Consider the following 16,162-nt stretch of genomic DNA (forward strand, 5'->3'; position numbering starts at 1 on the left):
ATCGATTACTCGTCGTTGAGGAGAGCGGAGAGATAGTCGAGCGTGGTGTCCGCGGTGGAGATCGCGCTCTGGTACTTGGCGTATTGGCTGACCAGCATCGCGCGGTAGATCTCGGCCCGCTCGTTGATGTCGTTGATCTGCTGCTCCATCCGGTCGTCCTGCGATTGCAGGTTGGTGATCAGATCCTGCAGCGATCCGGTGCTGGTGTCGGAGGCGAGCTCGGCGATGTTGTTGATCTGCGCGGCGATGCCGGACGTCGAGCTCACGGTGATCGACGCCGAGCTGGAGCCGGAATAGGTGAACGCCATGCCGGAATAGACGGTGCCGGCGGCGCCGATGATGGTGTTGCCGCTGACGGTGAACAGCGAGGAGTCGCCGCCGACCGAGGCCGACAGCGTTCCCGATTCGTCGACGGTGAGATCCAGCACGAACGACGCCGGCGGCGACGAATTGGTGTTGATCACCGCGAGCGAACTCGACGACGCGGACGTCTTCGCGGCCAGCAGCCCGATGACGCCGGAGAGGTCGCCGGTCAGCGTGGTCGACAGCACGCTGGTGTCGAATTCGAGCGTATTGGTCTCGGTGAACGACAATCCCAGATCGGTCATCGACAGCCCGCCGATGATCGAATTCATCGCCTGTTCGAGCTGCGTCATGATGCTGCGCATGGTGCCGTCGCCGAACAGCACGGCGCTTGAATCCGCCGATCCGTCCGAGGTCAGCGTCTGCTGGGCCGTGACCTCCTCGCGGACCGCGTTGTAGGCGGTGACGAAGGTCTGCAGCGCGGTGGCGATCTGGTCGACGTCGACGTCGATGCTGACATTGATGGTCGAGCCGTCCGGCGTGGCCTGCAGCAGGCTGAAGCTGACGCCGCTCAGCACGTCGGTGACGTCGTTGGTGTCGCGGGTCAGGCTGATGCCGTCGACCGTGAACAGCGCCGGCTGCGGCTCCTGCAGTACGTCGGTGAAGTCGCCGGACGAATCGGTGACGCCGAGCGTCGTGAGCACGTCGTCGCCGGAGACGACGCTGGTGGTGATGTCGGCGTTGTCTTTCAGCGCCGTCAGCGTCATCGCGTATTCGGTGCTCGATATCTGGATGATCGAGGCCTGGACGTTGGTGGTGTCGCTCTGCGCGTTGATAGTGTCGACGACGTCCTCCATCGACATCCCGCTGGTGATCGAGATGTCGGCGCTGGTGCCGCCCGACAGGCCGATCGAGAACACGCCGGCGAGCCCCAGATCGGCGGTCTTGTCGGCGACGCTGCTGCCGATCACCTTGTGGGCGGTCGCGATCTGCGAGACCGTGAGCGTGTGGTCGCCGGTGGCGGCGCCGTTGCTGATCGACATCGACACCGCGGAACCGGCGCTGACGTCGCCGGTCGAACTCAGCGTGGCGGCGCGGGCGCCATAGGTGCTGGACGACAGCGAATTGACGATCGATTTCGCCATCGACGTGGTGCTGGTCGTGAGCGTGCCGAGCAGCGTCTGCAAATTCTGGTAGGCCGCGATCTTGGCTTCGTTGGCGGTGATGCTGGTCTCGATGGTGGTCGCCGCGGCGGTCTTGGTCGCCACCTGGGCTTCGATCAGCGCGTCCCAGTCGACGCTCGTCGTGGTCGTGGTGCCGGAGGTGGTGGTCGCCAGCGCAGCAGTGGCCGAGGCGGACGTTGAACTGGTGACTGTCGCCATCGAAGTCCAGTCTCCTGCGTGAATTGGTGAGCCGGCGCAATTGCCGGCTCACCTGGTCGGGACGGCGTCAGCCGAGCAGATTCAGAAGATATTGCGGCATCTTGTTCGCGGCCGATTCCGCCGACACGGCGGCCTGGACCATCACCTGCGCGGACGACAGGCTGGCCTGCTCCGCCGCGATGTCGACGTCGGTGATCGCCGAATTGGCGGACTCCAGGTTCTGCGACTGCGTCGAGATCGAGCTGGCGCTGAAGTTGAAGCGCGATTCCTGCGCGCCGATATTGGCGCGCGCCGCCGAGACGGTGTCGATCGCGAGGTCGAGCGCATCGATGGCGTCGGTCGCGTCGTCCTGCGCGCTGATGCTGAGCGTGTCGACGCCGAGCTCAGTCGAGGTCAGGCTGTCGATCGTCACGGTGATCGTATCGGCGGAGGTCGAGCCGACCAGCACCGCTGCGCCGGAGGCGAAGGTGCTGGAGCCGTCGAGCAGGCTCTGGCCGCTGTAGCGCGTGCCGGTCGCGATGCTGTCGATCTGGTCGCTCAGCGCCTGGAATTCCGAATCCAGATAGGCGCGGCTCGAATCGGTGACGGTCGCCGAGGACGATTGCGACGCCAGCGACTTCATGCGCGAGAGGATGTCGCTGATGTTCGAGGCGCCGCCGTCGGCGACCTGCAGGATCGAGGTCGCCTGCGACGCGTTGGTGGCCGCCTGCTGCAGCGTGGTGACGTCCGACGAGATGCGGGTGGAGATCGCGAGGCCGGCGGCGTCGTCGGAGGCCTGGGTGATTTTGGAGCCGCTGGACAGCTTCGAGAGCGAGCTCGACATCTGCTGCGAGTTGATATTCAGGTAGCGGACCGCGGAATTGGCGGCGGTGTTGGTGGAAATCACGGGCATCGAGACGCTCCTTGCAGTGTTCGGCCGCTGTTGCGGACCAGGTTGAGGGACGACCGGACGCAGGCCAGCCCCCGTCCGTCCGCTAAACGGAACGGCACGCGCAATTCAGGCGGGGTTTGTTTCAGGCCCGGCGATTTATGGTTAGCAGTCGGTGAACGCCTGCAGCAGGTCCGGCTCGTGGCGCCGCAGGATATCGCGGAGCTGCTGACGGCCGCGCTTGAGCAGCGACTCGACCGCGGCGACCGTCGTGCTCATCACCTCGGCGATGTCGGCGTTACTCATGTTCTCGTGATACGACAGGATCACCGCGACGCGCTGCTGCTCCGGCAGTTTCTGGATCGCGGTCTCCAGCAACTGGGTGACCTCGTTGCGCTGCATCGCGCTGCAGGCGTCGGGCTTGGCGTCGGCCGGCTCGGGCACGGCGTCGACATTGTCGGTGCGCGGCCGGCGATGCAGATCGATGCAGCGATTGGTGACGACGCGATAAAGCCAGGTCGAGAATTTCGCCCGGCCGTGCTCCCAGCGGCCGCGATGGGTCCACACCTTCAGCATCGTGTCCTGCACCACGTCCTCGGCGTCGGCGCGGCTGCCGAGCAGGCGCAGCGCGATGCCGAAAGCGCGATCGATGTGGCGCTCGACCAGCAGCCTGAACGCGGCCTCGTCGTTCGCAGCGAGCCGGTCCAGCAGATCTTCGTCGATATCCCGCGCGGCATCGGCTTGCCGAGGCTCGAATACGTCCGTGGTGATCGCCGGCGATGACGGCGGCGTCGCGGTGTCGACCGGTTCGGTGTGGAGAGCGTGCGCCATCCCCTGCTCCAATCCTATGCCGACGAACGGGCGGTGTGGTCGGCCTGTGAAATTTGTACGGGCCGCCCCGGAAATCCGGTCGGAGATTTTCGACTTATTTTGCAGATAGTTAGGAGGAAAAATGTGCCGGGTGATCGGCAAAAAATGCCGCTATGGCCGGTGCTTCGACGCGGCGTCGGGAGGTCCGCAAAACGGGGCTGTGATGTCATTCGAAGAAATCTCGGCGCACGAGTTGATCGCGCAAGCGCGACGGATATTCGGGACGCAAATACGCATGCGACTACGCAACCCGCGACTAATCGACGTGAGCGGGCGCAGCTCCGTCACCGGATTCCGTCACCGGATCGAGCCGTCGTCGCCACGACAGGCTGTGAATTCCGCCCGGAATTTCTTGCCGAATCGCGTTTTAAAAAATAGCCGACTTCGCCGCGAGGCGAAGCGCAAATGTCGCGCAATGTGTCAGGATCGCAGGACGCGCGCCTGCTTTTTTGTTTCTGAACGTTTACTAAGCGCGGGCGAGCGGGGCGGGCAATGAACGTACACATTTCGGAAACAACCAGAGTCACCCCGAAACATTCAGACGCAAACTACGTCTCGTTCGATATCTTCGACACCTTCGTGGTGCGCGGGTGCACGACGCCCGACGGCGTCATCGCGCAGGCGTTTCAGCTTTCGCCCGTGGCCGCGCGGTTTCCCGCGGCGGCCGCGTCCTATGTCGAGCACCGGCGCCAGGCCGAAGCCCGCGCGCGCAAGGCGGCGATCCGGCGCGACGGCCGCGCCGAAGTCGGCATCGCCGAGATCTACGCGGCATTTCCGTTCCGGCTGTTCGGCCTGCGCAGGGACGCGCTGCCGCAACTCGTCGCGGCCGAGTTGGCCGCCGAGCACGAATTGTGCCGCTGCAATCCGGATATTCTCGCCCAGTATCGCGAGCTCCGCGCGGCCGGCGCCCGCACCGGCTTCATCTCCGACAGCTACTGGAGCGTCGAGCAGTTGGGATCGCTGCTGCGCGCGTGCTGTCCGGATCTGCAATGGGACTTTCTGTATTCGTCGAGCGCGAGCGGCACCGGCAAGGCGGAGCGGCTGTTCGAGATCTATCTCGCCGAGCAATCGGCCGATCCGCGCCGCGCGGTGCACGTCGGCGACAATCCGAACGCCGACATCGACGGCGCGCGGCGGTTCGACATCACCGCGCTGCACGTGCCGCAGGCGAGCGCGCGGCTCGCGTCGATCTTCAATCGCGAGACGCCGGTCGGCGCGTTGCTGTGCCAGTCGCCGGTCGGAACGCTGGACGGCGGTGCGCGCACGCTGCGGCGGCTGGTGGCGGCGCGCGTGCCGGCGCAGTCGCCGGCGTTCGGGCTCGGCGTCGGCGTGCTCGGTCCGGCGATGCAGGCGTTCGACGCGTTCATTGCATCGCGCATCGGGCAGATCGGCAACGCGGGCGGCGAGTTGCGCGTCGCCTTCCTCGGCCGCGACGGCTTTCTGTCGCACCGGATCCGCGCCCAGGCCGGCGACACGCAGGCGCGCTACCTCGAGATCAGCCGCCGCGTCAGCGTGATGGCGTCGGCGGCGACGCTCGATCCGCTGACCCGGCTGGTCGGCACGATTTCGTCCCTCGATGCCGCGGCTTTCTCCGCCATCACCCGGCATCGCTCGACCAAGGTGGCGGCGTTCTTCGCGCGGCAGCCGCACGGCCGGAGCACCGGCGCGGAGCTCGCGAAGGCGCTGCCCGAACTGATCGACGCGCGCGACATCGCCGCGATCGCCGCGTCGCTGCGCGCCGAACTGATGACCTATCTGCGCGCGCAGTTTCCCGATCTCGATCGCTGCACCGATCTGGTGCTGGTCGATCTCGGCTATTCCGGCAGCATCCAGAAATCGCTGCGGCGGGTGTTCGATCTCGAAGGCATCGCGGCGCGGATTCACGGACTCTATCTGCTGTCGCTCGACGACGACTTCGCCGAATGCGACGAGCGCGACACGTTCGAGGGGATGATCTCCGACCTCGTGGTGACGCCGCACGTCAAGCGGCTGCTGTTGCGCAACGTCGCGGTGCTGGAGCAGCTGTGCTGCGCGCCGACCGGCTCGGTCGCAGGCTATCGCGACGGCGCCGTCCTGCACGAGGCGATTCTGCACGTCGATCCCCAGCAGGCCGTGGCGCGCGAGGTCCAGGCCGGGGTGCTGGCCTATGCGGCGGAGGCCGGCGCGCTGGCGCCGAAGCTCGGCTTCGCGCCCGCGGCCCCTGACCGCATCGCCGCCGACGTCACGGCCATTCTCGGCCGGCTGCTGCTGCTGCCGACCGACGACGAACTGATGCTGCTCGGCGCGCTCCAGCACGACGTCAATCTCGGCACCACCGCGCTGACGCCGCTGCTCGACGGCGCGTTGCTCGCCGCCCGCGAAGTGACGCAGTCGTTGCCGGATGCCTGCACCGCCGCCGATCCGCCGATGTGGCTGGCCGGCTCGTTCGCGGCCCTGGAGCCGGCGCAGAGTTATCTCTATCTGCTGTTCGGCTGCAACCTGCTGCCGTCGGACCTGTTCGGCGACGTCAAATGCGGCCAGATCGACGTCGTGCTGCAGGACCGCAAGGGCGTCGCGAGCACCGTTGCGGTCGCCTGCTATCGCAACGGCTTCAACGAGATCCGGGTCCGGATTCCGATGTCGCGCGGCATGGCGATACGCACCATCCAAGTGCCGGTCGCAAGGCTGGCCCCGGCAGGGCTGATCACCGGCCCCTTCCTCCAGAGCGGGCCGAGTATCAATATGGCCGCGGGCAGCGGCGAGATCCGGCTGCTCGATCGCTGCGACGCCGAACAGGACGGCCTCGCATGGCATGGCCCGCACTACGCCGCGACGCGCGACGACGCCGTGCTGACGATCGCGATTCCGACGCTGACCGATGCGGTGGCGATGCTGAGCATCGGCGTCACGCCCGCGAATGGCGCGCGGGTGCTGGCGCTCGACTGATTGCCGATCCGACCGCCTGAATCGACTGCCCCGTCCGTATGACGAGAGGATTGTTTTCGGCGGGGGCGGACAGTGAGCGGCACTCTGGATCTTATCATCGGACACAGCGAAGCGGCGGCTCCGCGCCTCGGCGCGGCGCAGCTCGCGCGGCTGCGCCAGTTGGTCGGCGGCTATCCGGTCGTGGTGTGCTGGGACGGCATGTCGCCGGTGCCGGCGACGGCCGCGGCGGTGGTGGTGCTCGATGCCACCAACGCGGCGCGGATCGAGATGCTGATCGGATCGCTGCACGAGAACGCGATCATCATCCTGCCGACCAGCGAGAACCCGGCGTTCGATCTGCTGAAGTCGAAGCTCTACGCCCACGGCTCGATCGGCGCGGAAGGCGCCGAGGCGCCGCATCACGTCTGGTGGGGCGGCGTCAAGCCGCCGGTGGTGCGGACCGGCGTGTATCGCCGGGAAGACACCCTGTTCGTCTCCGCGACCCCGCACGACGATGCCGACGGCGCCACTGCGCGCGGACTGATGACAGACCTCAGCCAGCTCGGCCTCGACGCGATGGTTGCGCCGCTGGCAGCCCCCGACGCTGCCGCGCAGCGATGCGCCAGGGTCGATTTCATTCTCGAGCAATGGGGACGCGCCGGACGTGGCGTGTTCTGGATCGATCCCGCCGCGCGCGTCGCGGCGCATCCGCTGCTGCCGCAGGCGGCCGGCTGCGACTTCGCGGTGCATCGCCAGCCGAACGGCGCGATGACGACGGGCGCGCTGTACTTCAACCAGACCGACGCCGCGCGCGCGCTGCTGGAGATGTGGCAGCGCCTGACGCACGCCTATCCGGACCTGCCGGACTCCTTCCTGCTGGATCAGGCGTGGGTCCTGATCACCTCGCAGCGGCAGATCGAAACCGCCTGGCTGCCGGACGCCTATTGGCGTGCCGACGAACTGGCCGCGCGCGAGCACAGCGTAATCGTCCGCCCCTCCGGTGCAGCGGACGCCGAACCCCAGCTCGACCGCTTCGCCGCGCCGCTGCAGCTCGGCCGCCGCTTCTCGCGGCATCAGGCGCCGGAAGCTCACCTGATCATGACCGCGCCGGGCGCCGGGCGCGGGCCGATCACCGTGGTGGTGCGCGATGTGCTCGCGACCGGCGCGCGCCATATCGGCAGCGTCGTCGAGGCGATCACGCGCGTGTTCGCGGCGGACAATGGCGGCTTCTCGCAACTCGAGGTCGTGCTGTGCGCATGGGATGAGGACATCGACCAGGTGCTGCAGATCCGCGACTACTCGTGGGTGCTGCTGATGGACCCGTCGGAGCCGGTCACGGAGGATATCTTCCGCGCGCTCCCCGGCGCGATCGGCGAGCACCGGCCGCAGGAAAATCCGCGCAGCAGCCGGGAGGCGTGTGGCCGCGCCGCGTCGCCGATCGGCCTCGTCGCATCGCGCCAGGCTTTCATCCAGCGGCCGAGTTCGGCCTACGCGATGACGCGTCACTGAGCGCGAAACGGCGACCCGGATGGGCAGCGAATGCCGCGGATTTAGCCGGGCTTCAATATCAATAACGCCGCGCGCGGTCGGCCGCGCTCAGCCGGCCCGCTCGGGCTCGCTGGCGACGTCCCAGCGTGATGCCGGGCGCGATCCGGCGCGCGCGCCGCGCCGCGAGGCGATCCGGGCGCGGCGCTTGCGCCACCAGATCACCACGCCGGTGACCGACAGCGCCGCCACCACCAGCCCCATCGCCGAGATCAGGATGCGGCCCGGCAGGCCGAGGATGCGGCCGGAATGGAGCGGGAACTGCATCTGCACGAAGACGTCCGCCGCGGTGCCGACCCAGGGCAGCCGCTCGCCGATCGGACGGCCGTCCTCGCTGTCGTAATACAGCTGCGCCGGGGCGACACCGGCGGCGCCGTGATCGTCGCCGGGCTTGAAGAACGCGGCCGCGAACACGCCGTGCGCCGGGCCGTAGAACAGCGAGCCGAGCGGCGCGGTGAAGCCGCGCGCACGGCCGTCGGCTTCGGCGCGCGCGGCGATCTGCGCGAAACTCATCTTCGGCTCGATCGGATCGTCGAGGCTGCGATAAGGACGCTGCTCGAACGGCGTCGGCGTGTAGTTCGACACCGTCTTCATGATCGGCGAGAACACCTCGAAATACAGATTGAGCGAGAACGCCGTGAACGCGACCACGAACAGCACCGCCCAGGTCCACAGGCTGAAGGCGCGGTGGATGTCGAAATTGATCCGGTAGGCGCTGCCCGAGGTCTTGATCTTCCAGGCCGGCGCCCAGCGCGCCCAGAACCCCTTGCCGAGCTCGCGCCTCACCGCCGGCGCCTGCCCGGCGCGCAGCAGCCGCCGCGCCGGCAGCGTCAGATAGAAGCCGACGAAACAGTCGATCGTCCAGATGATCGCGATGATGCCGAGCAGCCGCGCGCCCCAGCGGTCGCTGCCCCAGAATTCGGGGACGTGCATGGTGTAGTGCAGCTTGTACAGGAACGAGACGAAGTTCTCGCTGGTCACCGGCCACACCGCGCCCCAATAGCGCCGGCCGAGCTCGGCGCCGGTGTTGGGATCGAGGAAGATCTGGTTGTAGTCGAGCGCGTAGCGCTTGCCGGTCGAAGGATCGATCCGCGGCTGCACGAAGAACGCCAGCGAGTGGCCGGGCTCCGGCGTCATCGGAAAGAAGATCACGCGGGCGCGCGGATCGCGGCTCTCGATCTGCTTGACGAGATCGACCGACGGGATCGCCGGCCCCGGGGTCGAGACGTCGTAGAACTTGGCGTTGAGGGCTTCGTCGATCTCGTGATCCCACGAGATGATCGCGCCGGTGACACCGGAGAAGAACAGAAAGGCGGCGGTGATCAGCCCGGCCCAGCGGTGCAGTCGTCCGAATATCGCTCTCATGCCGACCCGGTCCCATTCTTTGTCGTTGCGCGCCGGCGCGGGGGCCGTTCGCACGACCGCGAGGTCCCGGACGTGCCGCCGTCCGCTCGCGCGCGAAGGCAGCAGCAACGAGACGCCGTCGCCCGGCGATTCCGCGCACCCGTCCGGCACAAGGCAGGACGAACTCCGGATGGAGTTACCGCGTTGGGCGGCCGAGTGCATTTCTCGCGTTTTGGAATCGTTCAAACGGAACCGGCCGCGATCTGCGGCCCGGCAATCGGGGGCGAGGACACCCGCCGGTCAGGCCGACCAGCGATCCTCTTCTTCCTGCATCGCCTGTTCGTTGAGACGCTGCGCGATGTCCTCGGCGAGCTTCTCGGTCTTCGCCTCCGCGATGGTCTCGCCGTCCTGCTTCGTCACCGCGGTGTTTTCGACGTGGACCGGAAAATCGTCCGGTTCGAGCGCGTCGTCGTCCTTCGGATCGGCCATCGGTTCCTCCCTCGGTTCCGCGTAGTGGGGCGTGGTGGCCCAACGCCCGGCGTCCCCGATCGTGCCGCCGACCCGCGACATTCAGGGGCTAGTCGTCCACGTAATGGACGATTAAGCCGTCATTTCGATAATAATTGGACAGCACCGCCAAACGCTCCATAATGCTTCGATGACCGACACCCTTCAGCCACGCCAGACCTTCGGACCGCTTCTGTCCGCCGAGGCGATGCTTGCGGACAGCGCCGGCGACGCCGCCTTCGCCACCACGCTCGCCAAGGGCCTGATCGTGCTCGAAGCGTTCGACGCCGGCGCGCCGCTGCTCGGCAACATGGAGATTTCGGTGCGCACCGGGATTCCGCGGCCGACGGTGGCGCGGCTGACCCATACGCTCGCCGAGCTCGGCTATCTGCGCTACGAGCCGACGCTGTCGAAATTCGGCGTCGGCTCGCGGGCGCTGCGGATGGTGCACCCTCTGCTCGCCGACATGCCGTTCCGCCAGCGTGCGCGGCCGCTGATGCAGGATCTGGCCGTCAGCGTCCGCGGCACCGTCTCGATCGGCCTGCTCGACGGCCCCTCCGTGATCTATGTCGAGACCGCGCGCTCCGGCGATGTCGGCCCGCACAGCCCGGACATCGGCATGCCGATTCCGGTGGTGCGCACCGCGATGGGCCGCGCCGCGGCGTCGCTGCTGCCGGCCGATGAAGCCGCCCAGCTCGGCCGGCAGATCGAGGCGGCCGACGCCGCGGCGTGGGCGAGCGACGGCGAGCTGTACCGCGCCGGCCTCGCGCAGTGCGCGCAGCGCGGCTTCTGCACCTGCTTCGGCGAATACATGCCGTCGATCCACGCGGTCGCGGCGCCGCTGTTTCGCGCCAGCCGGCTGAAGCGGACGTTTGCGATCAATTGCGGCATTCCGGAATTCCGGCTGCAGCCGGGCCAGCTCGAGGCCGAGATCGGCCCGCGCATCCGGGCGCTCGCCGCCGCCATCCGCGCCATGGTTCACGAAGCCGACGCCACCGCCGCACCGCGGATGCGGCACAGCAGAAGCGCGCCATGAGGTGATCTGAACGACGATCGACAGGTCCGCCGGCTCAACGAGCGGACCGCAACAACGACGGAGGAGACATCATGCCCCTGACCCGCCGCACCCTGCTCGCCTCGGCCGCCGCGCTCGCGGCGACGCCGATATTGTCCGCACGCGCCGCCGACGAATGGCCGACGCGGCTCGTCCGCATGATCTCGCCCTACGGCGCCGGCGGCGCCAACGACATCTCGCTGCGGATCTTCAACGAGTTCTTCGAGCGCGAGCTCAAGCAGCAGTTCATCGTCGAGAACAAGCCCGGCGCCGGCACCCGGATCGCCAACGAGATGGTCGCCCACGCCGCCCCCGACGGCTACACCGTGCTCTACGCCGCCGCGCCCTACGCCACCGCGGAGGCGCTGTTCGGCAAGCTGAACTACCAGCGCAGCGAGCTCCGGCCGGTGGCGATGGCGGTGATCGCGCCGATCTTCCTGATCATCAACGCCAAGGCCGACTACACCACGCTGCCCGAGCTGATCGCCTACGGCAAGGCGAAGAAGGACGGCCTGACCTTCGGCTCGCCCGGCCCCGGCTCGCAGCCGCATCTCGCCGGCGAGATGCTGTTCCGGACCGCCGGCGTCAAGGGCCTCAACATCCCGTTCCGCGGCGATTCCGCAGCCTATACCGAGCTGCTCGCCGGCCGCGTCGACGCCACCTTCACGGCGATCAGCACCGCGCTGCCGCACATCAAGGCCGGCAATTTCCGCGTGCTCGGCGTCGCCTCGGCGGAGCGCAGCACGATCTATCCGGACGCGCCGACGCTGGTCGAGCTGGGCTTCCCGCAGATCGTCGCCGCCGGCTGGTACGGCTTCATGGCGCCGGCCGCCACGCCCGCGCCGATCGTCGCGAAGCTGGAGAGCACGGTGCTGCGCGCGCTGCAGGACCCGACCGTGAAGCAGAAGCTGCTCGCCCAGGGGCTCGAAGCCCACGGCCGCAGCGGCGCCGACTTCGCGGCGTTCATCGACAGCGAAACCAGCAAATGGAGCAAGGTGATCGAGGAGGCCGGCCTGAAGGGACAGCAATAACGCCGGCCGAGCGCGCCCGCCGGATCGGTCACGACAATCAAGAATCAAAAAAGAGGAACACCATGAGGAAACGAATCGTCGGCCTCGCCGCCGCGGCGGCCATCGCCTTGTCGGCGCCCACCGCGCACGCCCAGAAGAAATACGATACCGGCGCCAGCGACGCCGCCATCAAGGTCGGCCAGACCGCGCCGCTGTCGGGCCCGGCCTCGGCCTATTCGTCGATCGCCAAGACCCAGGCCGCCTATATGCGGATGATCAACGAGCAGGGCGGCATCAACGGCCGCAAGATCGACCTCATTCAGTACGACGACGCCTATTCGCCGCCGAAGACGGTGGAGCAGGTCCGCAAGCTGGTCGAAGGCGACGAGGTGCTGCTGACCTTCCAGATCATCGGCACCGCGCCGAACGCGGCGGTGCTGAAATATCTCAACGGCAAGAAGGTGCCGCAACTGTTCGCCGCCACCGGCGCGGCGCGGTTCACCGATCCGAAGAACTTCCCGTGGACGATGGGCTTCAACCCGAGCTACTTCGTCGAAAGCCGGATCTACGGCCAGTTCATCCTGGCAAAGCATCCGAACGCCAAGGTCGGCGTACTGTATCAGAACGACGATCTCGGCAAGGACTATCTGGCGGGCATCAAGGCCGGGCTCGGCGACAAGGCGGCGAAGATGATCGTCGCGGAGGCGTCCTACGAACTGAGCGAACCGACGATCGATTCGCAGATCCTGAAGATCCGCGACTCCGGCGCCGACCTGCTGTTCAGCGCCGCGACGCCGAAGCAGGCCGCGCAGGCGATCAAGAAGCTGTACGAGATCGGCTGGCACCCGGTGCACATCATCGACATCAACGCCGGCTCGATCGGCGCAGTGTTGAAGCCGGCCGGGCTCGAAGCCTCCAAGGGCGTGATCAGCGTCGGCTACGTCAAGGAGCCGGACGATCCGCAATGGGCGAACGATCCCGGTAACCGCCGCTATCTCGATTTCATGGCGAAATACTATCCCGAAGGCGACCGCAATTCGAGCTTCAACGTCTACGGCTACATCACCGCCCAGCTGCTGGTGCATGTGCTGAAGCAGTGCGGCGACAACCTCACCCGCGACAATGTGATGTACCAGGCGAGCCACATGACCAAGGTGCCGCTCGACATGCTGCTGCCGGGCATCAGCGTCACCACCACGCCGACCGACTATCGCGTCAACAAGCAGTTCCAGATGGCGACCTTCGACGGCCAGAAATGGGAGCGCTTCGGCGACATCATCACCGACGCCGCCAAGGAATAGCGCGCAAGGAGGAGCGCGCCGATCTTCAGCGCAGCGCGCGAACAACCGCAGCGCGCTCGCGCTCCCGGCGCCGCAATGGCGGGCCGAGGCGGCGGGTCACAGCCCGCCCGCCCGCCTCGCCCGCTCGCGGGCTGAGAGCAGCTCTGGTTTTGATGGAATCACCGCCGTCATCCTGAGGTGCCCGCTGGGCCGCGCCATGCGCGGCCCAGCGGGCCTCGAAGGATGAGCCGCAAGCACCTTGGCCGCATCCTTCGAGGCCCGCTGCGCTCGCACCTCAGGATGACGACTCCGCACGCGAGAATGCCGCGTTGCTTCAGTCATTCGATGACGTGCTCTTAGAATGACGTTCCGCCGCCGAATTTGAACTCCTGCACGGTGTCGTACCTGCCTTTCGACAGCGGGATGGCGTAGTCGAACCGCAGCGGGCCGAATGGCGACGCCCAGATCAGTCCGATGCCCACCGAGCTGCGGATGATCTTGCTGTCGTCATATTGCAGCCCGCAACTCGGGCAGGCGGGCGAATTCACCTCGCCGGTCGCGGTCCACGAGGTCGGGCCCTGATAGCCCCACAGCGATCCGGCGTCGGCGTACACCGCGCCCTTCAACCCGACCTCTTTGGGCAGGAACCAGAACGGCATCTGCAGTTCGAGGGACGCGCCCCAATACTTCGTGCCGCCCAGCGCATCGCCCGATTCGCTCATGTTCCAGTAGCCGATGTCGCGTGGTCCGATGCCGTTCGTCGCAAAGCCGCGCACCAGGTTTGCGCCCATCTGGAAATGATCCAGCATTCTGAGCTCGTTGTCGCCGAGCTTGCTGAGCACGCCGCTTTGCAGGTGGATCAGTCCGACGATTTCGGCGACCAGCGGCGTGTAGTACTTCGCGTCGCCCGTGGTCTTCATGTAGGTCACATCTCCGCCGACGCCGGCGAAGTCCTGGCGAAAGTCGAGAAGCAGCCCATTGGTCGGGTTCCTGGTATTGTCCAGCGTGTTGTAGTTCAGCGTGTAGCCGATCGACGAGGTGATCTTGGCACCGTCGGCGAGTTCCTTGCGAACCGGCAGGCTGGTTTCGCCGTCAGCGTAGCAGCCGTAGCCGTAATACGATGAACCGCTCGAATTGGTCGGGTCCGCGCCCCCCAGCACTTCCCTGATATAGGCCGGGGTCGGATTGTAGGAGAGGGAGGTGTTCGCGCTGTTGTTGTTGCAGTTATTGTAAGCGTCCGACAGCGTCACCTTCTGCTGGTACAGCGAGTACCGCAACTGCAGGGACAGATCCTCGCGCAACGCGATGCCGAGACGGGGTGAGAACCCCAACGTCGTCACGTCGTAGCTGGTGTAGCTGTTCTGAAGTTGCTGCTTGTAATAGACGTCCAGTCCCAGCGCGAGCCGATAGTCGAACAGATAGGGCTCGACGATCGACAGCGACGCGCCCCGCGAATACTGTCCGTAGGACACCGACACCTTGCCGAAAAGACCGCGCCCCATCAAATTGCGTTCGGAGATCGACACCTCGCCCAGCGCGCCGTCGCTGGTCGAATAGCCGCCCGAAACCGAGAAATCGCCGGTCGACTTCTCCTCGACCTCGACGGCGAGGATGACGCGGTCGGTCGACGACCCCGGCTCCGTGGCGATCTTCACCGCCTTGAAGAAATCCAGGTTCTTCAGGCGCCGCTCGGCGCGGTCCACCAGCGCCCGGTTGTAGGCGTCGCCTTCGGCGACATCGAACTCGCGCCGGAGCACGTAGTCGCGCGTCCGCGTGTTGCCGCGGATCTCGATCCGCTCGATGTAGATGCGCGGCCCCTCGTCGGCGTTGAAAATGACCGACACGGTGTGAGCGTCGAAGTTGCGGTCGCCGCCGGGCTTCACCACCGCGAAGGAAAAGCCGCGGCGCGAGGCCTCGATCTGCATTTCCTCGACGGATTTTTCCACCAGCTCGACATTGTAGAGCGCACCGGCCTTGACGCGGGAATAGCTGCGCAGCCAGTTCGGATCGAAGCCCGGGATGTTGGCGCGGAAATCGACCGATCCGATCCGATATTGTTGTCCTTCCTCGATCTTGAAGGTGATGAGGAAGCCCTTCTTGTCGGGATCGAATTCGGTCAGCGCGGCCACCACCTGCGCGTCCGCGAAGCCGTTTTTGAGATAGAAGCGACGGATCAGGTCGCGATCGGCTTCCACCCGATCCGGATCGTAGATGTCGTTGCTGGCGAGGAAGCTCAGGAAGTTGGTTTCCCGGGTCCGGATCACATCCCGCAGCCGCGACGCCGAATAGGTCACATTGCCGACGAACTCGATCGACTTGACGCCGGTCTTCGTCCCCTCTTCGACCCGAAACACGAGGTCGACGCGACCATTCGGCCGGTCGATCACTTCCGGGGTGACATGCACGTCGTAACGACCCGAGCGTCGATAGATCTCGGCGATTCGCAGCGTGTCCGACTGGACCAGCGCTCGCGAGAACGCGCCGCGCGGCCTGGACTGCACCTCGGCCGAAAGCTGTTCGTCCTTGATCTTCTTGTTGCCCTCGAACGCGACCCGCCCGATCACCGGATTCTCGACCACAGCGACCGCCAGGCGGCCTCCGGCGCTGTCGATCCTGACGTCCTGAAACAGGCCGGTCCCGATCAGGCCCTTCAGCCCGTCATCGAGCGCCGACTGGTCGAGACGGCCATCGGGCCCCGGCTTGAAATAGGAGCGGATGGTGTCCGCCTCGACGCGCCGATTGCCCTCGACGGCGATGCGCGTGGCGGCGCTCGAGGCGACCTGCGCGGTAGCTTCGTCCGACATCAAGGTCACGCACGACGCGAGTATCGCCGCCGCGAAACGTGACCGTGCAACTGTTCTGCCCCAACGCCGTATCATTCCCGACCTCGTGATCTATCAGTTTTCTGAAGATGCGATCGGCGTGGCGGCGGTGTGGCCTCCGGATTTCGCAATCGTTGCTGAGAATTGAAAATCGTGGTCGTAGTTCGGCATCCATCAGGGCGCGTCCTGCGCCGTGGATGCGCGAAACGACGGCATCGGGCCGCAGCCTCGTTCATCACAGCAATCTTCCGACATCGTCGCGTGATTTACTTC

Annotated in this window: 13 protein-coding genes; 7 read left to right on the forward strand and 6 right to left on the reverse strand. The window is 66.6% G+C overall.

Translation table 11 applies throughout. The annotated features are described in order from the left end of the window. Window positions 1-5: 5 nt before the first annotated feature. The 3 genes from fliD to ACTZWT_RS22715 form a co-directional block, all read right to left on the reverse strand. The gene (gene fliD / locus ACTZWT_RS22705) at window positions 6-1,685 is read right to left on the reverse strand and encodes a flagellar filament capping protein FliD (protein WP_444771950.1); all 1,680 of its coding nucleotides are present in this window, start codon (window positions 1,683-1,685) and stop codon (window positions 6-8) included. Between the two features lie 67 nt (window positions 1,686-1,752). Further along, window positions 1,753-2,577 (reverse strand): flagellin, encoded by an 825-nt coding sequence (locus ACTZWT_RS22710; protein WP_444771951.1) that lies wholly within the window; start codon window positions 2,575-2,577, stop codon window positions 1,753-1,755. A gap of 141 nt (window positions 2,578-2,718) precedes the next feature. Next, on the reverse strand, window positions 2,719-3,384 hold the full coding sequence (locus ACTZWT_RS22715) for an RNA polymerase sigma factor (RefSeq protein ID WP_444771952.1): 666 nt from the start codon (window positions 3,382-3,384) through the stop codon (window positions 2,719-2,721). Window positions 3,385-3,505: 121 nt separating this feature from the next. On the opposite strand from ACTZWT_RS22715, the gene ACTZWT_RS22720 reads away from it, so the two are divergent. The 3 genes from ACTZWT_RS22720 (at window position 3,506) to ACTZWT_RS22730 (ending at window position 7,836) form a co-directional block, all read left to right on the forward strand. Then, window positions 3,506-3,919, forward strand: coding sequence for a hypothetical protein (locus ACTZWT_RS22720; RefSeq protein ID WP_444771953.1), 414 nt, complete (start codon window positions 3,506-3,508; stop codon window positions 3,917-3,919). Next, window positions 3,916-6,348: an HAD family hydrolase gene (locus ACTZWT_RS22725; protein WP_444771954.1), complete on the forward strand. Its 2,433-nt coding sequence runs from the start codon at window positions 3,916-3,918 to the stop codon at window positions 6,346-6,348. The genes ACTZWT_RS22720 and ACTZWT_RS22725 overlap by 4 nt, the downstream gene beginning before the upstream one ends. 72 nt (window positions 6,349-6,420) lie before the next feature. Continuing rightward, window positions 6,421-7,836: a hypothetical protein gene (locus ACTZWT_RS22730; protein ID WP_444771955.1), complete on the forward strand. Its 1,416-nt coding sequence runs from the start codon at window positions 6,421-6,423 to the stop codon at window positions 7,834-7,836. 87 nt (window positions 7,837-7,923) lie between these two features. Here the strand turns inward: ACTZWT_RS22730 and fsrB are convergent, their stop codons facing one another. Beyond that, window positions 7,924-9,237: a siderophore utilization protein FsrB gene (fsrB, locus tag ACTZWT_RS22735; RefSeq protein WP_444771956.1), complete on the reverse strand. Its 1,314-nt coding sequence runs from the start codon at window positions 9,235-9,237 to the stop codon at window positions 7,924-7,926. A gap of 279 nt (window positions 9,238-9,516) precedes the next feature. Continuing rightward, entirely contained in the window at window positions 9,517-9,705 is a 189-nt protein-coding gene (locus ACTZWT_RS22740; RefSeq protein WP_322515315.1) for a hypothetical protein, read from the reverse strand. A gap of 169 nt (window positions 9,706-9,874) precedes the next feature. Here ACTZWT_RS22740 and ACTZWT_RS22745 point away from each other — a divergent pair, with 169 nt between their 5' ends. The 3 genes from ACTZWT_RS22745 (at window position 9,875) to ACTZWT_RS22755 (ending at window position 13,088) form a co-directional block, all read left to right on the forward strand. Beyond that, window positions 9,875-10,759, forward strand: a complete 885-nt coding sequence (locus ACTZWT_RS22745; RefSeq protein ID WP_444771957.1) for an IclR family transcriptional regulator — start codon at window positions 9,875-9,877, stop codon at window positions 10,757-10,759. A gap of 71 nt (window positions 10,760-10,830) precedes the next feature. Continuing rightward, window positions 10,831-11,808 carry a Bug family tripartite tricarboxylate transporter substrate binding protein gene (locus ACTZWT_RS22750; protein WP_444771958.1) on the forward strand — a complete coding sequence of 326 codons (978 nt, stop codon included), beginning with the start codon at window positions 10,831-10,833 and terminating at the stop codon, window positions 11,806-11,808. 62 nt (window positions 11,809-11,870) lie between these two features. Continuing rightward, window positions 11,871-13,088: an ABC transporter substrate-binding protein gene (locus ACTZWT_RS22755; protein WP_444771959.1), complete on the forward strand. Its 1,218-nt coding sequence runs from the start codon at window positions 11,871-11,873 to the stop codon at window positions 13,086-13,088. Window positions 13,089-13,423: 335 nt separating this feature from the next. On the opposite strand, the gene bamA is transcribed toward ACTZWT_RS22755, so the two are convergent. Beyond that, window positions 13,424-15,871, reverse strand: coding sequence for an outer membrane protein assembly factor BamA (gene bamA, locus ACTZWT_RS22760; protein ID WP_444771960.1), 2,448 nt, complete (start codon window positions 15,869-15,871; stop codon window positions 13,424-13,426). Between bamA and ACTZWT_RS22765 the strand changes: the two genes are divergently transcribed. After that, window positions 15,828-16,037, forward strand: coding sequence for a hypothetical protein (locus ACTZWT_RS22765; RefSeq protein WP_444771961.1), 210 nt, complete (start codon window positions 15,828-15,830; stop codon window positions 16,035-16,037). The two genes, bamA and ACTZWT_RS22765, sit on opposite strands and share 44 nt — an antisense overlap. The last annotated feature ends 125 nt before the right edge of the window (window positions 16,038-16,162 follow it).

Origin of the sequence: Rhodopseudomonas sp. NSM (genome assembly GCF_052445935.1) — a bacterium.
Lineage (GTDB): Bacteria > Pseudomonadota > Alphaproteobacteria > Rhizobiales > Xanthobacteraceae > Rhodopseudomonas.

Excerpts from the sequence above, each read along its gene's own strand:
- ACTZWT_RS22710 (WP_444771951.1), bottom strand. The coding sequence starts at position 2,577 with ATGCCCGTGATTTCCACCAACACCGCCGCCAATTCCGCGGTCCGCTAC.
- ACTZWT_RS22715 (WP_444771952.1), bottom strand. The coding sequence starts at position 3,384 with ATGGCGCACGCTCTCCACACCGAACCGGTCGACACCGCGACGCCGCCG.
- ACTZWT_RS22720 (WP_444771953.1), top strand. The coding sequence starts at position 3,506 with ATGTGCCGGGTGATCGGCAAAAAATGCCGCTATGGCCGGTGCTTCGAC.
- ACTZWT_RS22750 (WP_444771958.1), top strand. The coding sequence starts at position 10,831 with ATGCCCCTGACCCGCCGCACCCTGCTCGCCTCGGCCGCCGCGCTCGCG.
- ACTZWT_RS22740 (WP_322515315.1), bottom strand. The coding sequence starts at position 9,705 with ATGGCCGATCCGAAGGACGACGACGCGCTCGAACCGGACGATTTTCCG.
- ACTZWT_RS22755 (WP_444771959.1), top strand. The coding sequence starts at position 11,871 with ATGAGGAAACGAATCGTCGGCCTCGCCGCCGCGGCGGCCATCGCCTTG.
- ACTZWT_RS22725 (WP_444771954.1), top strand. The coding sequence starts at position 3,916 with ATGAACGTACACATTTCGGAAACAACCAGAGTCACCCCGAAACATTCA.
- bamA (WP_444771960.1), bottom strand. The coding sequence starts at position 15,871 with ATGTCGGACGAAGCTACCGCGCAGGTCGCCTCGAGCGCCGCCACGCGC.
- ACTZWT_RS22745 (WP_444771957.1), top strand. The coding sequence starts at position 9,875 with ATGACCGACACCCTTCAGCCACGCCAGACCTTCGGACCGCTTCTGTCC.
- fliD (WP_444771950.1), bottom strand. The coding sequence starts at position 1,685 with ATGGCGACAGTCACCAGTTCAACGTCCGCCTCGGCCACTGCTGCGCTG.
- fsrB (WP_444771956.1), bottom strand. The coding sequence starts at position 9,237 with ATGAGAGCGATATTCGGACGACTGCACCGCTGGGCCGGGCTGATCACC.